The 19,181-nt window shown below is 39.1% G+C and carries 22 protein-coding genes; 11 read left to right on the top strand and 11 right to left on the bottom strand.

The window, feature by feature from the left end; genetic code table 11:
• Window positions 1-203 precede the first annotated feature (203 nt).
• From RM541_RS16065 to RM541_RS16055, 3 genes are all read left to right on the top strand, one after another.
• Entirely contained in the window at window positions 204-971 is a 768-nt protein-coding gene (locus RM541_RS16065) for an enoyl-CoA hydratase/isomerase family protein (protein ID WP_311501152.1), read from the top strand.
• A gap of 167 nt (window positions 972-1,138) precedes the next feature.
• Window positions 1,139-1,312 (top strand): hypothetical protein, encoded by a 174-nt coding sequence (locus RM541_RS16060; protein ID WP_311501151.1) that lies wholly within the window; start codon window positions 1,139-1,141, stop codon window positions 1,310-1,312.
• The gene (locus tag RM541_RS16055) at window positions 1,309-1,437 is read left to right on the top strand and encodes a hypothetical protein (RefSeq protein ID WP_311501150.1); all 129 of its coding nucleotides are present in this window, start codon (window positions 1,309-1,311) and stop codon (window positions 1,435-1,437) included. Before RM541_RS16060 ends, RM541_RS16055 begins: the two co-directional genes overlap by 4 nt.
• Here the strand turns inward: RM541_RS16055 and RM541_RS16050 are convergent, their stop codons facing one another.
• Window positions 1,438-2,091, bottom strand: a complete 654-nt coding sequence (locus RM541_RS16050) for a 2OG-Fe(II) oxygenase (protein WP_311501149.1) — start codon at window positions 2,089-2,091, stop codon at window positions 1,438-1,440.
• Between the two features lie 98 nt (window positions 2,092-2,189).
• Here RM541_RS16050 and RM541_RS16045 point away from each other — a divergent pair, with 98 nt between their 5' ends.
• Together RM541_RS16045 and RM541_RS16040 are read left to right on the top strand one after the other, a co-directional pair.
• On the top strand, window positions 2,190-2,642 hold the full coding sequence (locus RM541_RS16045; protein WP_311501148.1) for a 6-pyruvoyl trahydropterin synthase family protein: 453 nt from the start codon (window positions 2,190-2,192) through the stop codon (window positions 2,640-2,642).
• A 305-nt stretch (window positions 2,643-2,947) separates the two neighbouring features.
• The gene (locus RM541_RS16040) at window positions 2,948-3,700 is read left to right on the top strand and encodes a UDP-2,3-diacylglucosamine diphosphatase (RefSeq protein WP_311501147.1); all 753 of its coding nucleotides are present in this window, start codon (window positions 2,948-2,950) and stop codon (window positions 3,698-3,700) included.
• Between the two features lie 693 nt (window positions 3,701-4,393).
• Here RM541_RS16040 and RM541_RS16030 read toward each other — a convergent pair.
• The 7 genes from RM541_RS16030 to RM541_RS16000 all read right to left on the bottom strand — a co-directional run bounded on the left by RM541_RS16030 (window position 4,394) and on the right by RM541_RS16000 (window position 9,664).
• Window positions 4,394-4,747 (bottom strand): hypothetical protein, encoded by a 354-nt coding sequence (locus RM541_RS16030; protein ID WP_311501145.1) that lies wholly within the window; start codon window positions 4,745-4,747, stop codon window positions 4,394-4,396.
• A gap of 83 nt (window positions 4,748-4,830) precedes the next feature.
• The gene (locus RM541_RS16025) at window positions 4,831-5,184 is read right to left on the bottom strand and encodes a hypothetical protein (RefSeq protein WP_311501144.1); all 354 of its coding nucleotides are present in this window, start codon (window positions 5,182-5,184) and stop codon (window positions 4,831-4,833) included.
• A 59-nt stretch (window positions 5,185-5,243) separates the two neighbouring features.
• Complete coding sequence (gene recJ, locus RM541_RS16020) at window positions 5,244-6,938, bottom strand: single-stranded-DNA-specific exonuclease RecJ (protein ID WP_311501143.1); 1,695 nt, start codon at window positions 6,936-6,938, stop codon at window positions 5,244-5,246.
• A gap of 40 nt (window positions 6,939-6,978) precedes the next feature.
• Window positions 6,979-7,305: a HopJ type III effector protein gene (locus tag RM541_RS16015; RefSeq protein ID WP_311501142.1), complete on the bottom strand. Its 327-nt coding sequence runs from the start codon at window positions 7,303-7,305 to the stop codon at window positions 6,979-6,981.
• A gap of 94 nt (window positions 7,306-7,399) precedes the next feature.
• Complete coding sequence (locus RM541_RS16010) at window positions 7,400-7,966, bottom strand: uracil-DNA glycosylase family protein (RefSeq protein ID WP_311501141.1); 567 nt, start codon at window positions 7,964-7,966, stop codon at window positions 7,400-7,402.
• Window positions 7,967-8,095: 129 nt separating this feature from the next.
• Entirely contained in the window at window positions 8,096-8,767 is a 672-nt protein-coding gene (gene rsmI, locus RM541_RS16005; RefSeq protein ID WP_311501140.1) for a 16S rRNA (cytidine(1402)-2'-O)-methyltransferase, read from the bottom strand.
• 12 nt (window positions 8,768-8,779) lie between these two features.
• Window positions 8,780-9,664 carry a DUF8457 domain-containing protein gene (locus RM541_RS16000; protein WP_311501139.1) on the bottom strand — a complete coding sequence of 295 codons (885 nt, stop codon included), beginning with the start codon at window positions 9,662-9,664 and terminating at the stop codon, window positions 8,780-8,782.
• A gap of 275 nt (window positions 9,665-9,939) precedes the next feature.
• Between RM541_RS16000 and RM541_RS15995 the strand changes: the two genes are divergently transcribed.
• The 5 genes from RM541_RS15995 to RM541_RS15975 all read left to right on the top strand — a co-directional run bounded on the left by RM541_RS15995 (window position 9,940) and on the right by RM541_RS15975 (window position 15,764).
• Window positions 9,940-10,587, top strand: coding sequence for a thymidine kinase (locus RM541_RS15995; RefSeq protein ID WP_311501138.1), 648 nt, complete (start codon window positions 9,940-9,942; stop codon window positions 10,585-10,587).
• Window positions 10,580-11,686, top strand: a complete 1,107-nt coding sequence (alr, locus tag RM541_RS15990) for an alanine racemase (RefSeq protein WP_311501137.1) — start codon at window positions 10,580-10,582, stop codon at window positions 11,684-11,686. Before RM541_RS15995 ends, alr begins: the two co-directional genes overlap by 8 nt.
• A 59-nt stretch (window positions 11,687-11,745) precedes the next feature.
• On the top strand, window positions 11,746-12,180 hold the full coding sequence (gene mscL / locus RM541_RS15985; RefSeq protein WP_311501136.1) for a large conductance mechanosensitive channel protein MscL: 435 nt from the start codon (window positions 11,746-11,748) through the stop codon (window positions 12,178-12,180).
• A 338-nt stretch (window positions 12,181-12,518) separates the two neighbouring features.
• On the top strand, window positions 12,519-13,508 hold the full coding sequence (locus RM541_RS15980) for an aspartate-semialdehyde dehydrogenase (RefSeq protein ID WP_311501135.1): 990 nt from the start codon (window positions 12,519-12,521) through the stop codon (window positions 13,506-13,508).
• Window positions 13,509-13,607: 99 nt separating this feature from the next.
• On the top strand, window positions 13,608-15,764 hold the full coding sequence (locus tag RM541_RS15975; RefSeq protein WP_311501134.1) for a prolyl oligopeptidase family serine peptidase: 2,157 nt from the start codon (window positions 13,608-13,610) through the stop codon (window positions 15,762-15,764).
• Window positions 15,765-15,833: 69 nt separating this feature from the next.
• On the opposite strand, the gene RM541_RS15970 is transcribed toward RM541_RS15975, so the two are convergent.
• A complete protein-coding gene (locus RM541_RS15970; protein ID WP_311501133.1) occupies window positions 15,834-16,439 on the bottom strand; it encodes an HAD family hydrolase in 606 nt (201 codons plus the stop codon).
• 100 nt (window positions 16,440-16,539) lie between these two features.
• Between RM541_RS15970 and RM541_RS15965 the strand changes: the two genes are divergently transcribed.
• Window positions 16,540-17,505: an ABC transporter ATP-binding protein gene (locus RM541_RS15965; protein ID WP_311501132.1), complete on the top strand. Its 966-nt coding sequence runs from the start codon at window positions 16,540-16,542 to the stop codon at window positions 17,503-17,505.
• A gap of 61 nt (window positions 17,506-17,566) precedes the next feature.
• On the opposite strand, the gene RM541_RS15960 is transcribed toward RM541_RS15965, so the two are convergent.
• Together RM541_RS15960 and mtgA are read right to left on the bottom strand one after the other, a co-directional pair.
• Window positions 17,567-18,019, bottom strand: coding sequence for a transcription elongation factor (locus tag RM541_RS15960; protein ID WP_311501131.1), 453 nt, complete (start codon window positions 18,017-18,019; stop codon window positions 17,567-17,569).
• Window positions 18,020-18,108: 89 nt separating this feature from the next.
• The gene (gene mtgA, locus RM541_RS15955; RefSeq protein WP_311501130.1) at window positions 18,109-18,780 is read right to left on the bottom strand and encodes a monofunctional biosynthetic peptidoglycan transglycosylase; all 672 of its coding nucleotides are present in this window, start codon (window positions 18,778-18,780) and stop codon (window positions 18,109-18,111) included.
• Window positions 18,781-19,181 lie beyond the last annotated feature (401 nt).

Genomic DNA, 19,181 nt, shown 5'->3' with positions numbered 1-19,181 from the left:
TTTCAGGGTTAGTCTTAGACCCTTCAGCTGGGAATACTATGAATTAAAAAACTCTAAATCACGAATAGCTAAAGTCTTTTCTCTCTCCATTAAAAGAGCATCCAAAAATGCCAATTATCGACCTGCATAAGTGAAGAATTCGACGAACCCCGAACTACAAACTCCGAACAAAAACGTAAATTTGAGTAAAACCAAAGCAAACAATGACAACCACACGCGAAAACGGAAGTTTATATACTAATGTTGAAAACAAAATTGCCACCCTGGAATTTGGACATCCTGCGAGTAATTCCTTTCCCTCTGAACTTCTGAAAAGACTGGAAAAAGAAATTAACCGACTTTCTGAAGATGATTCTGTAAACCTGATTATCCTTAAATCTGAAGGTGAAAAAGCTTTTTGTGCCGGTGCTTCTTTTGATGAACTTATGGAGATTGAAAACCGGGAATCCGGAAAGGAATTTTTCTCCGGCTTTGCAAATGTAATTAATGCAATGAGAACATGTAAAAAGCTTATTATAGGTAGAGTGCAGGGAAAAACGGTTGGCGGAGGAGTCGGTTTGGTAGCCGCTTGTGATTATGCCATGGCTACAGATGCCGCGGCAATAAAACTTTCTGAATTAAGTATAGGAATTGGTCCTTTTGTAATTGCCCCGGCAGTGGAAAGAAAAATGGGAGTTGCCGCTTTGGGCGAGTTAACGCTGGCTGCACATGAGTGGAAAAATGCCTATTGGGCAAAGGAAAAAGGACTTTATGCCAAGGTTTTTGAATCGATTAAAGATCTGGACAAGGAAATAGAAATTTTTTCTGAAAAGCTAGCTTCTTATAATCCGCAGGCCCTACAGGAAATGAAGCGGATTCTATGGAAAAATACTGCCGACTGGGGTAATTTGCTGGAGGAGAGAGCTGCTGTTTCAGGAGAATTAGTACTTTCAGACTTTACACGGGAAGCTTTGTCAAAGTTCAGGAAATAGATGTTCTGCGAAATAACATTCAGAAATCAACTGGAAATTGAAAACATTAAAGTTTTCTTACTGCCAGTGGATATATAAAATAAACATCCTACCTTTTCAAATTAGTTTGAACTTTGAACTTTGAACTTTGAACTTTGAACTTTGAACTTTGAACTTTGAACTTTGTTATGGCACTACAACAACACTTACCACAGGACCGCAATCCTTCTGAAGACCAAATGTGGGGTTACAGCCTGTGGGAATTTATCGAAGGGAACTGGATGTACCTGGTAGCGATAATCTTTCTTTTGGGCATTTTTTTTTACGCGCGTTATAGCTGGCGCAAAAGACATGAAAGATGATGCAACAAGAGACCCCCGACGGAGAAGCCTGGGAAATCCTTAGTTTTCTTAGTGGTTATGGATTTTGGCTCTTACTGGCCATTTTGCTTATAGTTGTTGTGCTATATAAAAAGTTCAAAAAATAGCTAGCGGGTTTTTAACCAGCCCGTAATGCTCAGCCGTTCCTGTTTTACAGGTTTTACCTCATGCTCGAGCACCTGACTTTCAAATATCACCATACGCCCGGGAAAAGGAAAAATACTGTTTGAAGTTTCAATTCCATTTTCATCCTTATAGATCACCAGCTCACCCCCGTTTTCAGGCTTCCAGTCTTCTTGGTTAAGATAGCAAACCATAGAAAGTTTCCTGCGCCCGTCGTTCTGAAAAGTGTCCAGGTGCCGTTTATAAAAAGTCCCTTCAGGATAGAGCGCATAGTGAAATTCTTTTGTAAGAATTCCGAGGAAACAGGTTTTATTCAGGTAATCTACAAGAGAATTAATTTTATTGAAAAAAAGCTTTTCTGCATCGCCCGCTTCAGCTTCGTTAATCCATAAGATAAAATCCCCGCGTACCGACTTCGCGATAACTTCGTTGGTCCTGTTACCAATAGCCGCTTTTTTAAAATTGTCTTCGGTATATTTATTCAGAAGGGAATTGCGTAGCGCCTCCACTTCATCTTCGTCAAAAAAAGAATCGACAATCGAGTACTGGTTCTCTAATAGATCGGAAATGATCTTCTCGTACAGCGGATTCTCCCGAAACTCCAGCTGCTCATATAACTCTTCTAATGCTCCTTCCATAGTGAAAAAATTTGCCAAATATAAAGTAGAAAATGATTGCCTGTATAAAAAATTTATGCGTTGAAAATCTTTTATCTTTGCAGCAAAATCGAGATGCCATGAGCAAGATAAGGATTACCAAGCAATTTTCTTTCGAAACCGGCCATGCCCTTTACGGCTACGACGGCAAATGCCGGAATGTTCACGGCCATAGTTATAAATTGAGTGTTACGGTTATGGGCGAGCCGATTACAGACGCTGAAAATGTGAAATTTGGAATGGTAATCGATTTTGGCGACCTTAAAAAAATTGTGAAGTCAGAAATTGTAGATCAGTTTGACCACGCCACGGTTTTCAACAAAAATACGCCGCACCTCGAGCTGGCAAAAGAACTTCAGAACCGGGACCATCACGTAATTTTGGTAGATTATCAGCCAACCAGTGAAAATATGGTTATCGATTTTGCAGCGAAAATTCAGAAACACCTGCCCTCTCATATTCATTTACATTCGTTAAAACTTCAGGAAACCGAAACTTCGTTTGCCGAGTGGTATGCGAGTGATAATAAGTAGGGCGCAACCCTAAAGGGTCGGGCTATTCGCTCTTAGTCCCGCCGCACAAAAAAGTGCACCGGGAGCTAACCGCTGCTATCCTTTGCGCAACCACCCCGGCCTGCGGCCACCCCTCCTTAAAGGAGGGGAGCTTAAAAAACAAACATGACAGTTCCTTCCCTTTTTTAAAGGGAAGGTAGCCTAATCTTCGGCAGAAGACCAGGACGGAAGGGTTAAACCTCAAAAAGTAACCCAGACCTCACAGGTTTTTAAAACCTGTGAGGTCTTTTGCTTAAAATATTATCTTTACATCCAGAATTGATTTTATGACTATTCCTGAAGGCAAAAAAGTGTACTTTTCCAGCGACAACCATCTTGGTGCGCCCACTCAAAAAGAAAGTCGGTTACGTGAAAAGAAGTTCGTGCAGTGGCTTGATGATATTAAAGAAGACGCTGCTGCAATATTTTTACTTGGCGATCTTTTTGACTTCTGGTTTGAATACAAGCACGTAGTTCCTAAAGGATTTGTGCGTACCCTTGGCAAACTTGCTGAAATTAAGGACAGCGGAATTCCGGTATATTTTTTCGTAGGAAACCACGACTTGTGGATGAATAATTATTTTGAGGAAGAACTGAATATTCCGGTTTTTCATAAACCCAAAGAGTTTAAGTTTAACAATAAGACGTTCCTTGTTGGGCATGGCGACGGACTAGGTCCCGGAGATCACGGTTATAAACGGATGAAAAAAGTATTTACCAATCCACTTTCAAAATGGCTTTATCGCTGGCTCCACCCCGATCTTGGCGTACCGCTTGCGCAGTATTTTTCTATTAAAAATAAAATGATTTCAGGTGAAGAAGATCAGGGATTCCTGGGAGAAGATAGAGAGTGGCTTATTCAGTACTGCAGGCGAAAACTGGAAAAAAAGCACTATGACTATTTTCTGTTCGGGCACCGACACTTGCCCCTAGAATTTGAGTTAAATAATAATTCGACATACATCAACACCGGCGACTGGATTAATTACTATACTTATGCTGTTTTTGATGGGAAGGAAGTGAAATTGGAGAAGTTTTAGGATTGAGGAAGCCCATTTTTTCATACATCTGACCTGGATTCCAGCTCATCAATAGATTTTAATAAGACTGCTCTGTTTCTGCCAGTTAACAAGTATAAAGTTTCTTTTAGTGAATTATACTCATCCAGCGATACTAAAACGTAATCTTTACCTCCTTTACACCTGATAATTGTTTTTTTTCCTCTGTTCATTATATTTTGCACCTCCACGACTCACAATAGAAAAATTTAAAAGTTACTATTATTATTTTATAGATTCAAATAATCTTTTTTAGTTTGCGGCTTTTTAAATTTTGAAGCAATTCCTTTTTCAATTGCTGTGGAAGTTATGTCGATTTTGTTTTGGATAAAGTCCGTTTTAAAATTGCACTTAACGACCATATAAAACAGTGATAGCTTAATTGTCAGCAGGAAAATCACGCGTTGCAAGCGAGCAAAGACTTTCGATTCAAGACTGGTTTAAGCATTTTTAGCATCAATGTTGTAGATCGTTTTATTAGGAAGTATAATCTTCTCTATCCTCAAAGGTTTTCCAGTCGTATTGAAAGTTCCATTCCGTATTTTCGAAATAATCTTTAAATCGTATTTCCCCATTCGACTTAATGCAGAATATGAAATTTTCAATATCATTAACTTCAAAAGTTAAAATATAGTAATTATATGGAGAAAATTCTAAATTGAATCCTTTTGTATTCTAATGATTTCCAACTATTTCCTTAGAACTTAATAATTCAATATTCTTAATTTTTGCTTTATCATTTATTATGGAAACTGCAAGTGCAATGGCTGCTTCCTTATCAATTGCTTGAGGTTTATATTTTTGTTTAAATAATTTTTTTAGTTTTCTTCCAATTTCCACCCAAGCATGTAAATTCTCATTAATTTTCTTTCCTGAAAGAAATACGGTTGCGGTTACAATCAAAATGGTGACCCATAGGTCAGCTCCGCCACCAATATCCGCCTCTTTTCTTTCAATTTTATATTGATCTAAATCCTGTAATATTTTCTGAATTAGCTCTTCATCATCCTGTGGAAATGCAATCTTCATTTTAGTAGGTTCGTTGAGTTGGTTGTTTTTATATGCTCTACAACAATTAAATAAAAATACTTCAAACTAAAAGAAACCAATCCCTAATTTTTACAAATATCGTCCAGGTAATGAAGTAAGTTTAGCCGGAACAGAGTACCTTCAATAAGTTCTGAGATTTGTTCCAATTCTTCACTGCTCACAGTAAAATCCATCTTTTGAAGCGGAGACCTCAGGAGGATATTTCTGCAGTTTTCGGGGTTTTGACAATTACTGCAGGATCTTTTTTCTGCCAGTTTGATATTGCTCGAGAACTGAAGGATTTCTTCACGCAAAAGATAGAAGCCCATATCTTTAAAAATTATCTGAATCCTGTTAGGATCGGCTTTAAGCTCAGAATTGTTCCACCTAAAAGCTATTCCGAATTTGTTGTGATAAATTAAATCTACGTCGTCCATCTTTGAATGCTTTCTCCAAAGATAAAAAATTATTTAAACTGAATCTAAATAGCGTGAGCTTATTCGGAAATATCTTTAAGTCTCAACTGTAGTGAAACATTCCCATTATACTGATTTTCATCAATGCTATAAACCGCTTTAAAAGCCCTATTCCTAGCTATAATGTCAAACTTATTGCCGAGGCCAAAGCCAATAACATTAAAAACAGGGCTATCTCCTTCCTGCTTTACCTGGCATTTTAAATGACTCTGGTCTGCACCTACACATTTGCCATAACCGGTATCCCGAAGGTTCTGAGTCATAAAAACCGGAGACATATTTCCCGGCCCGCAGGGAGCGAATTGCTTTAGAATGCGATAAAATTTTGGAGTGATATCCTTTAAATCCAGTTCGGCGTCTATGGCAATTTCAGGGGTAAGCAGGTTTTTATCGATGGTTTCGGAAACTACCTCCTCAAACTTCAGCTTAAAATTCTCATATTCCGAAGCCAGTAAAGTGAGTCCCGCGGCATATTTGTGTCCGCCAAACTGCTCAATATGTTCTTTACAGGATTCCAGCGCATCATAAACGTCAAAACCCTTTACAGAACGTGCTGAAGCAGCAAGTTTCTCGCCGCTTTTTGTAAAAACCAAGGTAGGACGGTAATAGGTTTCGGTTAACCTGGAAGCAACAATACCAATGACTCCTTTATGCCAGTTTTCGTCATAAACAACCGTTGTATTGCGATCCTGCTCCTGTGAGGCTTCAATTTGTGCAAGCGCTTCTTCGGTTATTGTTTTATCGGTATCACGCCTGTCGGTATTATATTCTTCAATTTCTGAAGCAAATTTTATCGCTGTTTCCTCATCTTCTTCCGTTAGCAGATTCACGGCATGCAGCCCGTGCTTCATTCTTCCGGCAGCATTAATACGTGGAGCAAGGATAAAAACCACATCGGTAATTGTAATTGTATCTTTTTTAAGCTGCTTCAGAATTGCTTTAAAACCCATCCTTGGTGCTACATTAATTACATGCAGCCCATGATAAGCCAAGATTCTGTTCTCTCCGGTAATGGGAACAATGTCTGCGCCAATAGCAGTAGCCACTAAATCCAGGTACGGCAGAAGGTTTTCGAGTTTTAAATCCCTGTTTGCAGCGAGCGCCTGGATCAATTTAAAACCCACTCCGCAGCCGCAAAGTTCCTTATAAGGATAATTACAATCTTCCCGCTTGGGATCCAATACTGCCACAGCAGCCGGAATTTCACTCCCGGGGCGGTGATGATCACAGATGATAAAGTCGATGCCTTTTTCCCTGGCATAAGCGACTTTTTCAACGGCTTTTATTCCGCAGTCCAGGGCAATAATAAGACTGATGTCGTTATCTGCGGCAAAATCAATTCCTTTATAGGAAACCCCATAGCCTTCATCGTAACGATCGGGAATATAAGTTGCGACAAAAGGAGAATAAGACCGCAAAAAGGAAGACATTAAAGCAACGCTGGTAGTGCCATCCACATCATAATCACCGTACACAAGAATGTTTTCTTCGGAAGCAATGGCTTTTTCAATTCGAGCTACGGCAAGGTCCATATCCTGCATTAAATATGGATCGTGAAGGTCTTTTAGTGAAGGACGGAAGAACTTTTTTGCTTCCTCAAAAGTCCTTATTCCCCGCTGCACCAAGAGAGAGGCAATAGGTTTCCCCACCCCCAGTTCTTCTGAAAGTTTTATTACGTTTTCCTGATCTGGTTTGGGCTTTAATGTCCAGCGCATTTACTTCAATTTTTTAGCTGAAGATAATAAAGAATTTGAATTATTCAGGCTGTAAAGCTTCGCCTTTAAATTCGATTCCGTTCCAACTGATATTCTGGTGCCCTGTGCCTTCAGGATTTTTCAGTACATCTTCAAAATAAACTTCTCCAAAACATGCCAGAACAGCTTCTTCAGAAAGATTGTGTAACTTTCCGAAATAAAAAATTTTACAGCTCCCATTGTTCTCGCCGGAATGGTTTTCAAGGTTTCCGTTTTTAAAGGCGGTAGGTGTAAATTTATAGTGAGCATCAATTACTTCCATTGTTTGTGCAAAAGTATTTTGCTCAGGCTTTTCTTTAAGTGTAGTGATAAATTGGGCAATTTTCATGCTTTCTGATTTTCTGCGAAGGTGTAAAAAATAATTCTAATTTATGCTTCCAAGATAGAAAAACCGGAGCTGGATACTTCTGCCTTCCGGAGTCTTATTCAATTATTTCCTTTACTCTTTTCTGAAGCTCAGGCACCACCTCATCTTCAAACCACGGATTCTTTTTCCTCCAAAAGATATTTACGGGAGATGGATGCGGAATTGGAAAAAATTCCGGAAGATATTGCCTGAAATTAGCGACTTTTTGAGTGAGGTTGTTTTTATCCTTCAGGTAATAATTTGAAGCATAAGAACCGATAAGAATGGTCATTTTTAGGTTATCGAATTTCGAAAGCACCTTCTTATGCCACAATGGAGCACACTCTTTTCGTGGCGGAGCATCCCCGGTTTTTGCTTTTCCGGGATAGCACATGCCCATTGGCAAAATTGCAAAATTGCTCGTGTTGTAGAAAGTAAATTTGTCTACACCAAGCCATTCTCGCAGCCTTTTACCACTCTGATCATTCCACGCTATCCTATTGTTATGCACCACCTGCCCAGGCGCCTGACTTATTAAAACTATCTTAGATTCTGAAGATGCTTCCAGGATTGGTCTTGGTTCAAAAGGTAAATTCTTACGACAGAGGTCGCAACGACGGATTTCTTTAAGCAGGTCTCGCATTCAAGTATTTTTGAGTACCTCAGCAATTATCTTTCCTTTTTGGTGAATTTTTTCATGAAATTTTAAATACCAGAAATACCAGGGCGGAACGCTCCTATGATAAAATGAAAGGAAGGACATGTTGGAACATTATTTTTTACCTTCCACGATAACCACAATCTCTCCTTTAGGTGGTTTATTTGTGTAATACTCCAAAACTTCAGCAATAGTTCCTCTTATTGTTTCTTCGTGGAGCTTGGTAATTTCACGAGAGACCGATGCCTGCCTTTCCGCACCAAAATATTCAGTAAAATGGGTAAGGGTTTTAAGGAGTTTATGAGGAGATTCGTAGAAAACCATAGTCCGGGTCTCTTCTGCCAGAAGTTTAAGCCTTGTTTGCCGGCCTTTTTTTACCGGAAGAAAACCTTCAAAAATAAATTTATCATTCGGAAGTCCGCTGTTTACAAGTGCTGGCACAAAAGCTGTGGCCCCAGGAAGGCAATCTACCTCTACTCCAGCCTCTACACAGGCACGTACTAACAAAAATCCGGGATCTGAAATTGCCGGAGTTCCGGCGTCACTTATGAGCGCAATAGTTTCTCCATTCTTGATCCGTTGAACGATACTATCCACTGTTTTATGCTCGTTGTGCATATGATGACTGTGCATTTGAGTGGAAATATCAAAATGTTTAAGGAGTTTGCCGCTGTTTCTTGTATCCTCCGCAAGAATAAGATCGGCCTCTTTAAGCACCCTTAGCGCCCGCAAAGTAATATCCTCAAGATTTCCTATTGGAGTAGGAACCAGGTAAAGCTTGGCCATAAAAACGGACTTTTATGATTCGAATTTATTTTCGATCTTCTCAAGGAATTGCTGCTCATATTGCTCTTTTCCTTCCCAGTTGTTATAATCTGGTTTCACCACTAACTGAATAAATTTATTGGCTTCTTCCAGCGTGTGGAAGGTATTTAACTGGGAAAGCACACGATTATAATCTGTAGCATTTCCTTCAAAAAGATGTTTTATAAAGGCCAGACGCTCATTTAATCCAATCGTAATTCCCTTCTTTAACCGGTCATTTAATGACTTTGGGCGTGGTGTTTTTCCGTTCTGATTTACCGGTTCAAATTTTGGCAGACTATCATAATCTACTCCAAAATCGTGAAAATCTTTTTTACTACTCTCCGGCTGTGGTTTAGGCGCTGGTTCTTGAGGTTGTGACGAGGCTTGTGGTTCAGATTCAGGATCGGGTCTGTCTTCCGGCTGTTTTGGTTCCGGTTTAACCTCTTCTTTTTGCTGAGGCGCTTCAGATTGCTGTTTCGGCTTTTCTTCAGTATTAATTCTGGCAAATAGATCCTCAATCTGTTCGGTTTCTTGCGGCATTTCTGCAACAATGTTCTTTATTTTTTCAGTATTGGGCTCTGTGATCGCCTCAGAATCGTTGTACTCTGTCCCGTCTGGCGCAAAATATGTAGAGTGCTCATCAACTGTTTCATTTTGCTTCTCCGGCTCGTTTTTTTCCGGCACTTTAGAAAAATTTTCAGGCTCAGGTTTTTCAAGCTCTGTTTCTGCTAAGTGTCTTTCTGTGAAATGCAGAACACAAAGTTTTTCATACAGATTCTGGGCTTCAGCTTTTAACTGCGCAACATCAAGATTGTCTTTACTATTTAAAATTTTCTCTGCAAGCCTTAAAAGCTCATCTTCAATCTTCTTTTTCATAATTCTGCTTTTTACCGGTTAAAACCGACAACTTTAGTTACATTCTGAATCTTACTTAATATTCAAGATTTAAAATCTTAAGATACGTCTCAAAATCAAAAAGGTTATCATTTATCCTCATAGATACCACAACGGAGTTTACCTATCTCAAAAATACCTGCTTCGCCTTTATAACTTTAGCACCTACCCCTTCTGCAAAGCTTGTATTTTTAATAAATTTGTTCCACCTTTATACGAAACGAGGGTAATTCCCATTTCGATTTGAAAATTACAAAATGTTTCTCGAAAATACAGTAAATCACGAAGAGCAATTTGGGTGGATTGAGGTAATTTGCGGAAGTATGTTTTCGGGTAAAACTGAAGAATTGATTCGCAGGCTCAAACGCGCCACTTTTGCAAAACAAAAGGTTGAAATTTTTAAACCCGCCATAGATATTCGCTATAACGAAGAAATGGTGGTGTCGCACGATTCCAACGAAATTCGCTCTACTCCGGTGCCATCTGCTTCCAACATCAGAATTTTGGCCGATGGTTGCGATGTGGTGGGCATTGATGAAGCCCAATTTTTTGATGACGAAATTGTGACGGTTTGCAACGACCTTGCAAATCGCGGGGTGAGGGTAATCGTGGCGGGTCTGGATATGGATTTTAAAGGAAATCCTTTTGGCCCAATGCCCAACCTTATGGCTACAGCCGAATATGTAACCAAGGTACATGCCGTTTGTACGAGGACAGGAAACCTGGCGCAGTTTAGTTATAGAAAAGCGATAAACGACGACCTGGTTTTTCTTGGCGAAAACGAAGAATACGAGCCACTTAGCCGCGCTGCCTATTACAAGGCAATGTCTAGGGAAAGGGTAAAAAAGCTGAACGTAAAGGATGCAGAAGAAATTGACCCTAAACTAAAGCAAACAAATGCCTAAAGCCTACGAAACAGTACTGGAAATAGATCTGGGAGCCCTTGCTCATAATTATAACACCATCCGTTCGCGGGTTCCGAAAGATGTGAAATTTATGGCCGTTATCAAAGCTTACGCTTATGGTAATGACTCCATTAATATAGCACGAAAACTGGAAGATTTAGGTGCCGACTATTTCGCGGTTGCCTATACCCAGGAAGGTGTACGGCTAAGGCAGGCAGGGATTACCACGCCTATCATGATCTTTCATCCGCAGCAGGAAAATTTCGATCAGCTTGTAGAAAATTGCCTGGAACCAAGCCTTTACAGCGATCATCTTCTTACAGATTTTATTGCCACTGCCGAAAAGCTCGGCCAAAAAGATTATCCTGTCCATATTAAGTTTAATACAGGCATGAATCGGCTTGGTTTTTCACCAAAAAAGGTAGAAACAGTTTTTGAAAAGCTTGCCACCACATCTGCAGTAAAAGTGCATTCGGTTTTTTCCCATTTGGCAGCAAGTGATGACTGGCGGGAGCGGGAATTTACTCTCAACCAGATTAATACTTTCAGAAAAATTGCCGCACAGTTTGTAGAAGAATTCAGTTATGAACCGATTTTGCACGTCTGCAACACTTCGGCTATTTTTAATTATCCTGAAGCTGCTATGAGTATGGTTCGCTGCGGAATTGGCCTCTATGGCTTCGGAAATGATAAAGAAATAGATAAAAAACTGAAGCCTGTAGGTACACTAAAGACTTTAATTTCTCAAATTCAGGATTTAGAAGAAGGAGAAACCGTGGGTTATAATAGGACATTTAAAGCTACCAGACCATCCAGAATTGCTACGCTGCCACTTGGCTACGCAGATGGTATCCATAGAAAATACGGAAATGAGAAAACCGGGGTTCTTGTTCATGGCAAATTTGCTCCCATTGTTGGTAATATTTGTATGGACATTTTAATGATAGATGTAACAGATCTTGATTGCGAAGAAGGAGATCAGGTGGTGATTTTTGGCGAACAGCCACATGCCTCTGATTTTGCTGCAGCCGGGAATACTATTTCTTACGAGCTTATCACGGGTATCTCACAGCGCGTCACCCGCAGGATAATCTCTTAATAAAAAAAATTAGCTTTTCAGAAGAAATTGGACTATTTTAACAGATAAATAATATTCCTATGGCATTTTTTAAAGATTTTAAAGCCTTTCTAATGAAAGGTGACATTATTGCTTTGGCTACAGCAGTAGTAATGGGAGCAGCATTTAACAAAATTATCGCCTCTGTAGTTGCAGATGTACTTATGCCGATAATTGGCATTTTTACCGGCGGAACAGATTTTTCGCAAAAATTCTTTTCGCTGGACGGCGAGTACTATGAAACTCTTGATGCCGCAAAAGAAGCTGAAGCTGCTGTAATAACTTACGGGAATCTTTTACAGGCCCTTATCTATTTTATAATAGTAGCATTTTTTATATTTTTACTGTTACGAGCTTACGAGAAGACAAAAACAAAAAAGGATGCTCCAAAAGTGGCTGCTCCAAAAGGGCCTTCTCAGGAAGAATTACTTGTTGAGATAAGGGACGAGCTGAGAAAACAAAATACAACTCCATAGGAATAAATTGGCTCGGGCTAAGTTTAGAAATTTTTAAATCTCGATTATCGAGTAAAAATACGTGCACCGCTATACTGCATATTTAAAGTAGCAATTAATTAAACCCCTTGTGAAAGCAAGGGGTCCTTTTTTTAACAATTTGTACAAATGAGTACAAAAAACCATATTTGAATCAAATTTAAAAGGTTAAAATGCCGCTATAAATTTTTGTATAATACATTTGCACCAGAGATTAAAAATATACGGACTCTAAGGAATTGAAAACCTGAAAAGTCTTCAGCAAAACGAAAAATTATTTGAAATTTTCCGCCATTGCGGAAATGACTAAAGTATTATTTATGAAAATAGCAGTTGTAGGCGCTACCGGAATGGTAGGCGAGGTAATGTTAAAGGTACTGGCGGAAAGAAATTTTCCGGTAGACGAATTATATCCGGTTGCTTCAGAAAGATCGGTTGGAAAGCAGGTAAACTTCAAGGGCAAAGACTATGAAGTTATTGGACTTGAAACTGCCGTTGCAAAAAAACCTGATCTGGCGATATTTTCTGCCGGAGGAGGAACTTCATTGGAGTGGGCTCCAAAATTTGCTGAAGTTGGAACTACCGTTATAGATAACTCTTCAGCATGGAGAATGGATGCCACCAAAAAACTGGTAATTCCGGAAATTAATGCTAAGGAACTTACCGACCAAGATAAAATTATAGCCAATCCAAACTGTTCTACAATTCAGTTACTAATGGCTTTAAAGCCGCTTCACGACAAATATAAGATCAAACGAGTTGTCGTTTCCACCTATCAGTCTATTACCGGAACAGGCGTGAAAGCCGTTCAGCAGCTCGAAAATGAATATGCAGGAGAGAAAGGTGAAATGGCTTACCCTTACCCAATCCATAGAAATGCATTACCACATTGCGATGTTTTTGAGGAAAATGGGTACACTAAAGAAGAAATGAAACTGACCAAGGAAACCAAGAAGATCCTTGGAGACGATTCAGTAAACGTTAGCGCCACGGCCATCAGGATTCCTGTCGTTGGCGGGCACAGTGAGGCTGTAAACGTTGAATTTGAATCTGACTTTGATGAAAAGGACGTTAGAAAAACCCTTAGTGAATTCCCTGGGATTACCGTTCAGGACAATCCGGATACCAATACTTATCCAATGCCTATTTATGCTGAAGGAAAGGACGATGTTTTTGTAGGAAGGATAAGAAGAGATTATTCACAGCCAAATACGCTAAATATGTGGATTGTGGCCGATAACTTGAGAAAAGGAGCTGCCACAAACGCTGTCCAGATTGCCGAATATCTTTTAAAGAACAAACTTATATAATTATCATTTAAGAAGTATCTTAAAAATGCCTGTAGAAATGTAAACTACAGGCATTTTTTCGTACTAAACCTCCGTATACGGCAACTTTTAATCTTATCTATGAAAAAAATTATAACCGGAATAGTTGGACTCGGTCTGTTGGCTGGATGCAACGAGAATTCCAGAAATGAACAAACTGCTTTGAATTACCCCGAAACTAAAAAAGTCGATACGGTTACCAACTATTTTGGAACCGAAGTTAAAGATCCCTACCGTTGGCTGGAGGATGACCGTAGCGAAGAAACTGAAGAATGGGTGAAAGCCCAAAATGATGTGACTTTTGATTATTTGAAGAAGATTCCCTTCAGAAAAGAACTTGAAGAAAGACTTTCTAAACTATGGAATTATGAAAAAATAGGCGCGCCTTTTCAGGAGGGAAATTATATCTACTTTTCCAAAAATGATGGTTTACAGGATCAGTTTGTAATCTACCGCAAGGAATCTGAAGATGCAGAACCTGAAGTTTTTCTGGATCCGAATAAATTTAGTGAAGACGGAACCACTTCCTTAAGTGGTTTAAGTTTTTCTGAAAATGGGAAAATGGCGGCTTACAGTATTTCTGAAGGTGGAAGCGACTGGAGAAAAATCATTATTATGGATACTGAAAGCAGGGAAATTGCTGAAGATACCATCAGAGATGTAAAATTCAGCGGAGTTTCATGGAAAGGGGATGAAGGTTTCTTTTATTCCAGCTACGAAAAGCCTGAAGGAAGTGAACTTTCAGCAAAAACAGATCAGCACAGGCTGTTTTATCATAAATTGGGCACAAAACAGAGCGAGGATAAGCTAATTTTCGGCGGAACTGAAGATCAGAAGCACCGCTATGTGGGTGGAAGCGTGAGTGAAGATAACCGCTACTTATTTATTTCAGCAAGAAATGCGACTTCAGGAGGAAAACTCTTTATGATGGACCTTTCCCAGGATGACCCGCAAATAATGACAATTATCGGCAATGAGGACACAGATACCTACGTGATAGAAAACGAAGGCAGCAAACTTTTCCTCGTTACAAATCTGAATGCTCCTAACCGCAAAATTGTTACCGTAGACGCTGCAAATCCGCAGCCGGAAAACTGGAAAGATTTTATTCCGGAGACAGAAAATGTGTTGAGCCCATCAACGGCAGGAGGTTATTTTTTTGCCGAATACATGGAAGATGCCATTTCTAAAGTAAAACAATATGACTACGAAGGTAACCTTGTCCGCAATGTGGAATTGCCCGGAATAGGTTCTGCAGGTGGATTTGGTGCTAAAAAAGAAGAAGACGTGCTTTATTACAGCTTCACCAATTATGTTACGCCGGGCACGATTTACAAATACCAGATTGAAAAAGGAACTTCTGAAGTTTATAATAAACCAAAAATCGATTTTAATACTGAAGATTACGAGAGTAAACAGGTGTTTTTTACTTCAAAAGACGGAACAAAAGTTCCTATGATTATCACGCATAAAAAAGGACTGGAACTTAACGGAAAGAACCCTACTATTCTTTACGGATACGGCGGATTCAACATTAGCCTTACTCCTTCTTTTAGCACAGCCAATGCCGTTTGGATGGAACAAGGCGGGATTTATGCAGTTCCAAACCTTCGCGGAGGTGGAGAATATGGCAAAGAATGGCACGATGCCGGAATTAAAATGAAGAAACAGAACGTTTTTGATGACTTTATCGCTGCTGCAGAATATCTTATCGCAGAAAATTATACCTCCAGCGATTATCTGGCAATTAGAGGTGGTTCTAACGGAGGTTTGCTGGTTGGCGCCACAATGACCCAACGACCGGATTTAATGCAGGTGGCTTTACCTGCTGTTGGCGTTATGGATATGTTGCGATACCATACCTTCACCGCCGGCGCGGGCTGGGCTTACGATTATGGTACTGCAGAAGATAATAAAGAAATGTTCCAGTATCTGTATGGTTATTCTCCGGTGCATAACCTGGAAGAAGGCATAGCATATCCCGCTACTTTGGTAACTACAGGAGATCACGACGACCGTGTGGTGCCAGCGCATTCTTTTAAATTTGCTGCCGAACTACAGGATAAACAGGCCGGTAATAATCCTGCATTGATCAGGATTGAAACCAAAGCCGGTCACGGTGCAGGGAAACCTACCAAAATGATTATCGAAGAATACGCCGATATTTTCGGTTTTACCTTGTACAATATGGGATATGAAGTTTTGCCAAGTAAAACTGAAGAGAACGTAAAAGGATAGTTTTTGTTTTTAAGTTCAAACCTCGCAGGTTTTTAAAACCTGTGAGGTTTTTCATTATAATATCGATATCTATTTTTTGCTGTCTTGTACTAATTCCAATTTTCCTTCTTTAAGTAAGAAACCTTTTTCAGCTTTATATAAAATTTCTTCGTCGTCATCTGAATAAGCTTCCAAAATCTTATAATCACCATTTATTTCTGCGTCGAGTCGCCTTAATTTTTCACCATCATTACAGGTTTTCCCTATAATCTTATAGTCCTGATTCTTATATTCGGTGATCGTACCAATTACTTTGAGGGGTAAAAGCTCTTCGAGATATTTCGTATAGACTTCGAAACCGCCGGTAACGATCACAACTTTTATTCCGGCCTTATCTTTTTCAATAATATCAGCTACCATTTCCTCCCTAAAAAATTCAGGAAATTCAACGTCCCAAAATTGCCTTGCATATTTAGCTACTTGTTCTGGCGGGAGTTTATTCAGGTAATTATAGAAATTTTCTTTAAAGTAAGTTTTACTCATCAGGCGGAGTTTACCAGCGGCAGTAAGCAAGCCTATCTGAAAGAGGTGCACCAGTTTATAGCCTTTTTTATAACAAATGAATTTAAAGAATTCATCCTTAGATGATTTTTGATATAAGGTCTGGTTAAGATCGTAAACTATAATTTCCTGCATCTTTCTAATAAAAGTTAATTAGATTTATCCAGAGAAAGATACTAAGATTCGTCTTCCTGACATTAAATTTATCATTTTCTAAACAAGAGTTTAATCTGTTATGCTAAAACTTAAGAATGTAACCTTTGGATACGCCGAAGAACCGGTACTAAATAATATAAATTTTGAAGTTGATCAGGGAGAAAATGTTTCGGTAATTGGTGAAAGCGGTTGTGGAAAAAGTACGCTGCTACAGGTGATTTACGGTCTTCAGGATGTGGAGGGGGAGATCATCTGGAACAACGAGCAAATTTTTGGGCCTGCCTTTAACCTGGTTCCGGGACATTCTTTTATGAAATATCTCGCCCAGGATTTCGATCTTATGCCCCCTTTAACAGTTGCAGAAAACGTGGGAAAATATCTCAGCAATATGTATCCTGTAAAGAAAAAACGAAGGATTATGGAACTTCTGGATGTTGTGGAAATGGCAGAACTAAAGGATGTAAAGGCTAAACATCTTAGCGGTGGGCAGCAGCAAAGAGTAGCGCTAGCACGTGCTTTGGCAAAGAAACCGGAACTTATTTTACTGGACGAACCCTTTAGCCATATCGACCAGTTTAGAAAGAATAATTTGCGGCGCAGGCTTTTCGATTACCTCAAAAAGGAAAAGATTAGTTGTATTGTGGCCACTCATGACAGTACCGATGCACTTTCTTTTGCGGATAAAACCATCGTTTTAAAGAATCAGAAAATTTACGCGGAAGCGAGTCCGCAGGAGTTATATAAGAATCCGCCTAATGTTTATGTCGCCTCGCTCTTTGGAGATGTAAATGAAGTATTGCTGAAGAACATAAAACCTTCAGAAAAGAGCAGAAAAAAAATCATTTTATATCCTGAAGAAATCAAATTCAGTTCAAAATCTGAAATTAAGTCGATTGTCAAAAATGCCCATTTTCATGGTCATAACTGGTTAATAGAAACCAATTTGAAAGGGCAACATATTTTCTTTATGCATTCATCAGCATTAAAACCGGGAAGCATCGCCGGACTTAAGATTTCGGAGAAGCTTATAAAATCCCGCTGCTGAGTTATAGTTTAAAATTCAAAACCTCACCGGTTTTTTCCTGACAATTGACAGTTTAAGAAAACTATTCTACCGAAACGATATGATTTGTTTTTCCGTTAAAGCTGAAATCCTCTCCAGCTTCTTTGTCCTGAAGAATTTGTGCTATTGGAGAATTCGCTCCAATAGCAAAGTACTTCTCCCCTTCTATATCTATTTGTCCCGCCGGAATAGCAACAATATAACTGGCCATGTTAGTTTTGATAAAGCTTCCCAATTGAATTTTTCCGGTTGATTTCCTATTCCGTGCCTTATCAAGAGTTTCCCTGAGCATTTTAAATTGCTGTAACTGATTGGAAAGCTTATTCCACTCAATATTGATCATTTCTCTTCCGGTTTCGTATTTATCTCCTGCGCTGCTCTTGGATTCGTTTTCCAAATCGCTTTCCAGGGCTTTCATTGCAGAAGAAATCCGCTGAATTCGTTCCTGAACGTACTGTTCACAAGCTTCAAATAATGTTTGTTTTATAGTATTCATTTATGTGGATATTATAATTAAAGGAGGTGGTTTAAAATTAGACCTCACAGGTATTAAAAACCTGTGAGGTCTAAAAATCTTCGATAATTTCACTCAAGATTTAACTTCCCCAAATTATTCATTTGCCGTACAATCCAGTTTTTACGTTGCTGAATATAATTACTGGCAGGATTTGCCGAATATTCTCTTGGGTTTGGCAGAATGGCGGCAATGGCAGCAGCTTCGTACTGGGATAATCCAGTAGCAGATTTATTGAACCAGGCCTTTGCGGCAGCCTCGGCTCCGTATATGCTTTTTCCCATTTCTATACTATTCAAATAAACCTCCAGGATGCGTTCTTTGCTCCAAAAAAGTTCAATTAAAAAAGTAAAATATACTTCAAAACCTTTACGCAACCAGCTGCGCTGTGGCCATAGGAAGACATTTTTCGCTGTTTGTTGCGAGATGGTGCTGGCCCCGCGCACTCTTTTTCCTTTTTTATTATTTTCTATCGCCTTTCCTATAGCTTCCATATCAAAACCACTATGGATTGGAAAATTTTGATCTTCACTCGCAATTACCGCAAGCTGTAAATTGGCAGATATTTTTTCCATTTCTACCCAATCGTGCCTAATATCCTCCTGCGGATTTTCGAAAAACCTGATTGCCATTAATGGCGTAAACGGGACGGGCACCCATTTATATATAATTACCATCAGGATTGAAAAAAGGAATAAAGCACCAATGAGTTTCAGAATAAACCTGAATATTTTTTTTATCATTCGGAAGGATTTTTTTGGAAAGGCAGGTAATATTCTACTTTTGTATGAATTTACAAAAACTTTCTAAGTTGACTCGCACCATGTTGTCAATAGACCGAAAAATGGCAATTTTTGGCTTCAGGTTTTACCACTAATTCACTAATATTTTTTTCCTAATCACAGCAAAGCTGATGTCGAAAAATGGCAAATTTCAACCTGAAGATAAGGGTGCGCTGTTTTTACCCTTCCGTCTTCATCAGCTCCATGCTGATGAAACCACCTTCCCTTGAAAAAAGGGAAGGAGCTTTTTATAAAATTTGATTGCATAGGAAAAATGGCAATTATCAACCTTTTTTGAAGTAGGAAGTTATAGGTACGAGAGACGAAAATTTTTCTTTTCTCATCTTATTAAAATAAGGTTG

The organism is Autumnicola psychrophila (assembly GCF_031846645.1).
Taxonomy (GTDB): Bacteria; Bacteroidota; Bacteroidia; order Flavobacteriales; family Flavobacteriaceae; genus Autumnicola; species Autumnicola psychrophila.
Note: the sequence above shows the minus strand (reverse complement) of the source record. Positions and strands in the feature narration are given on the sequence as shown.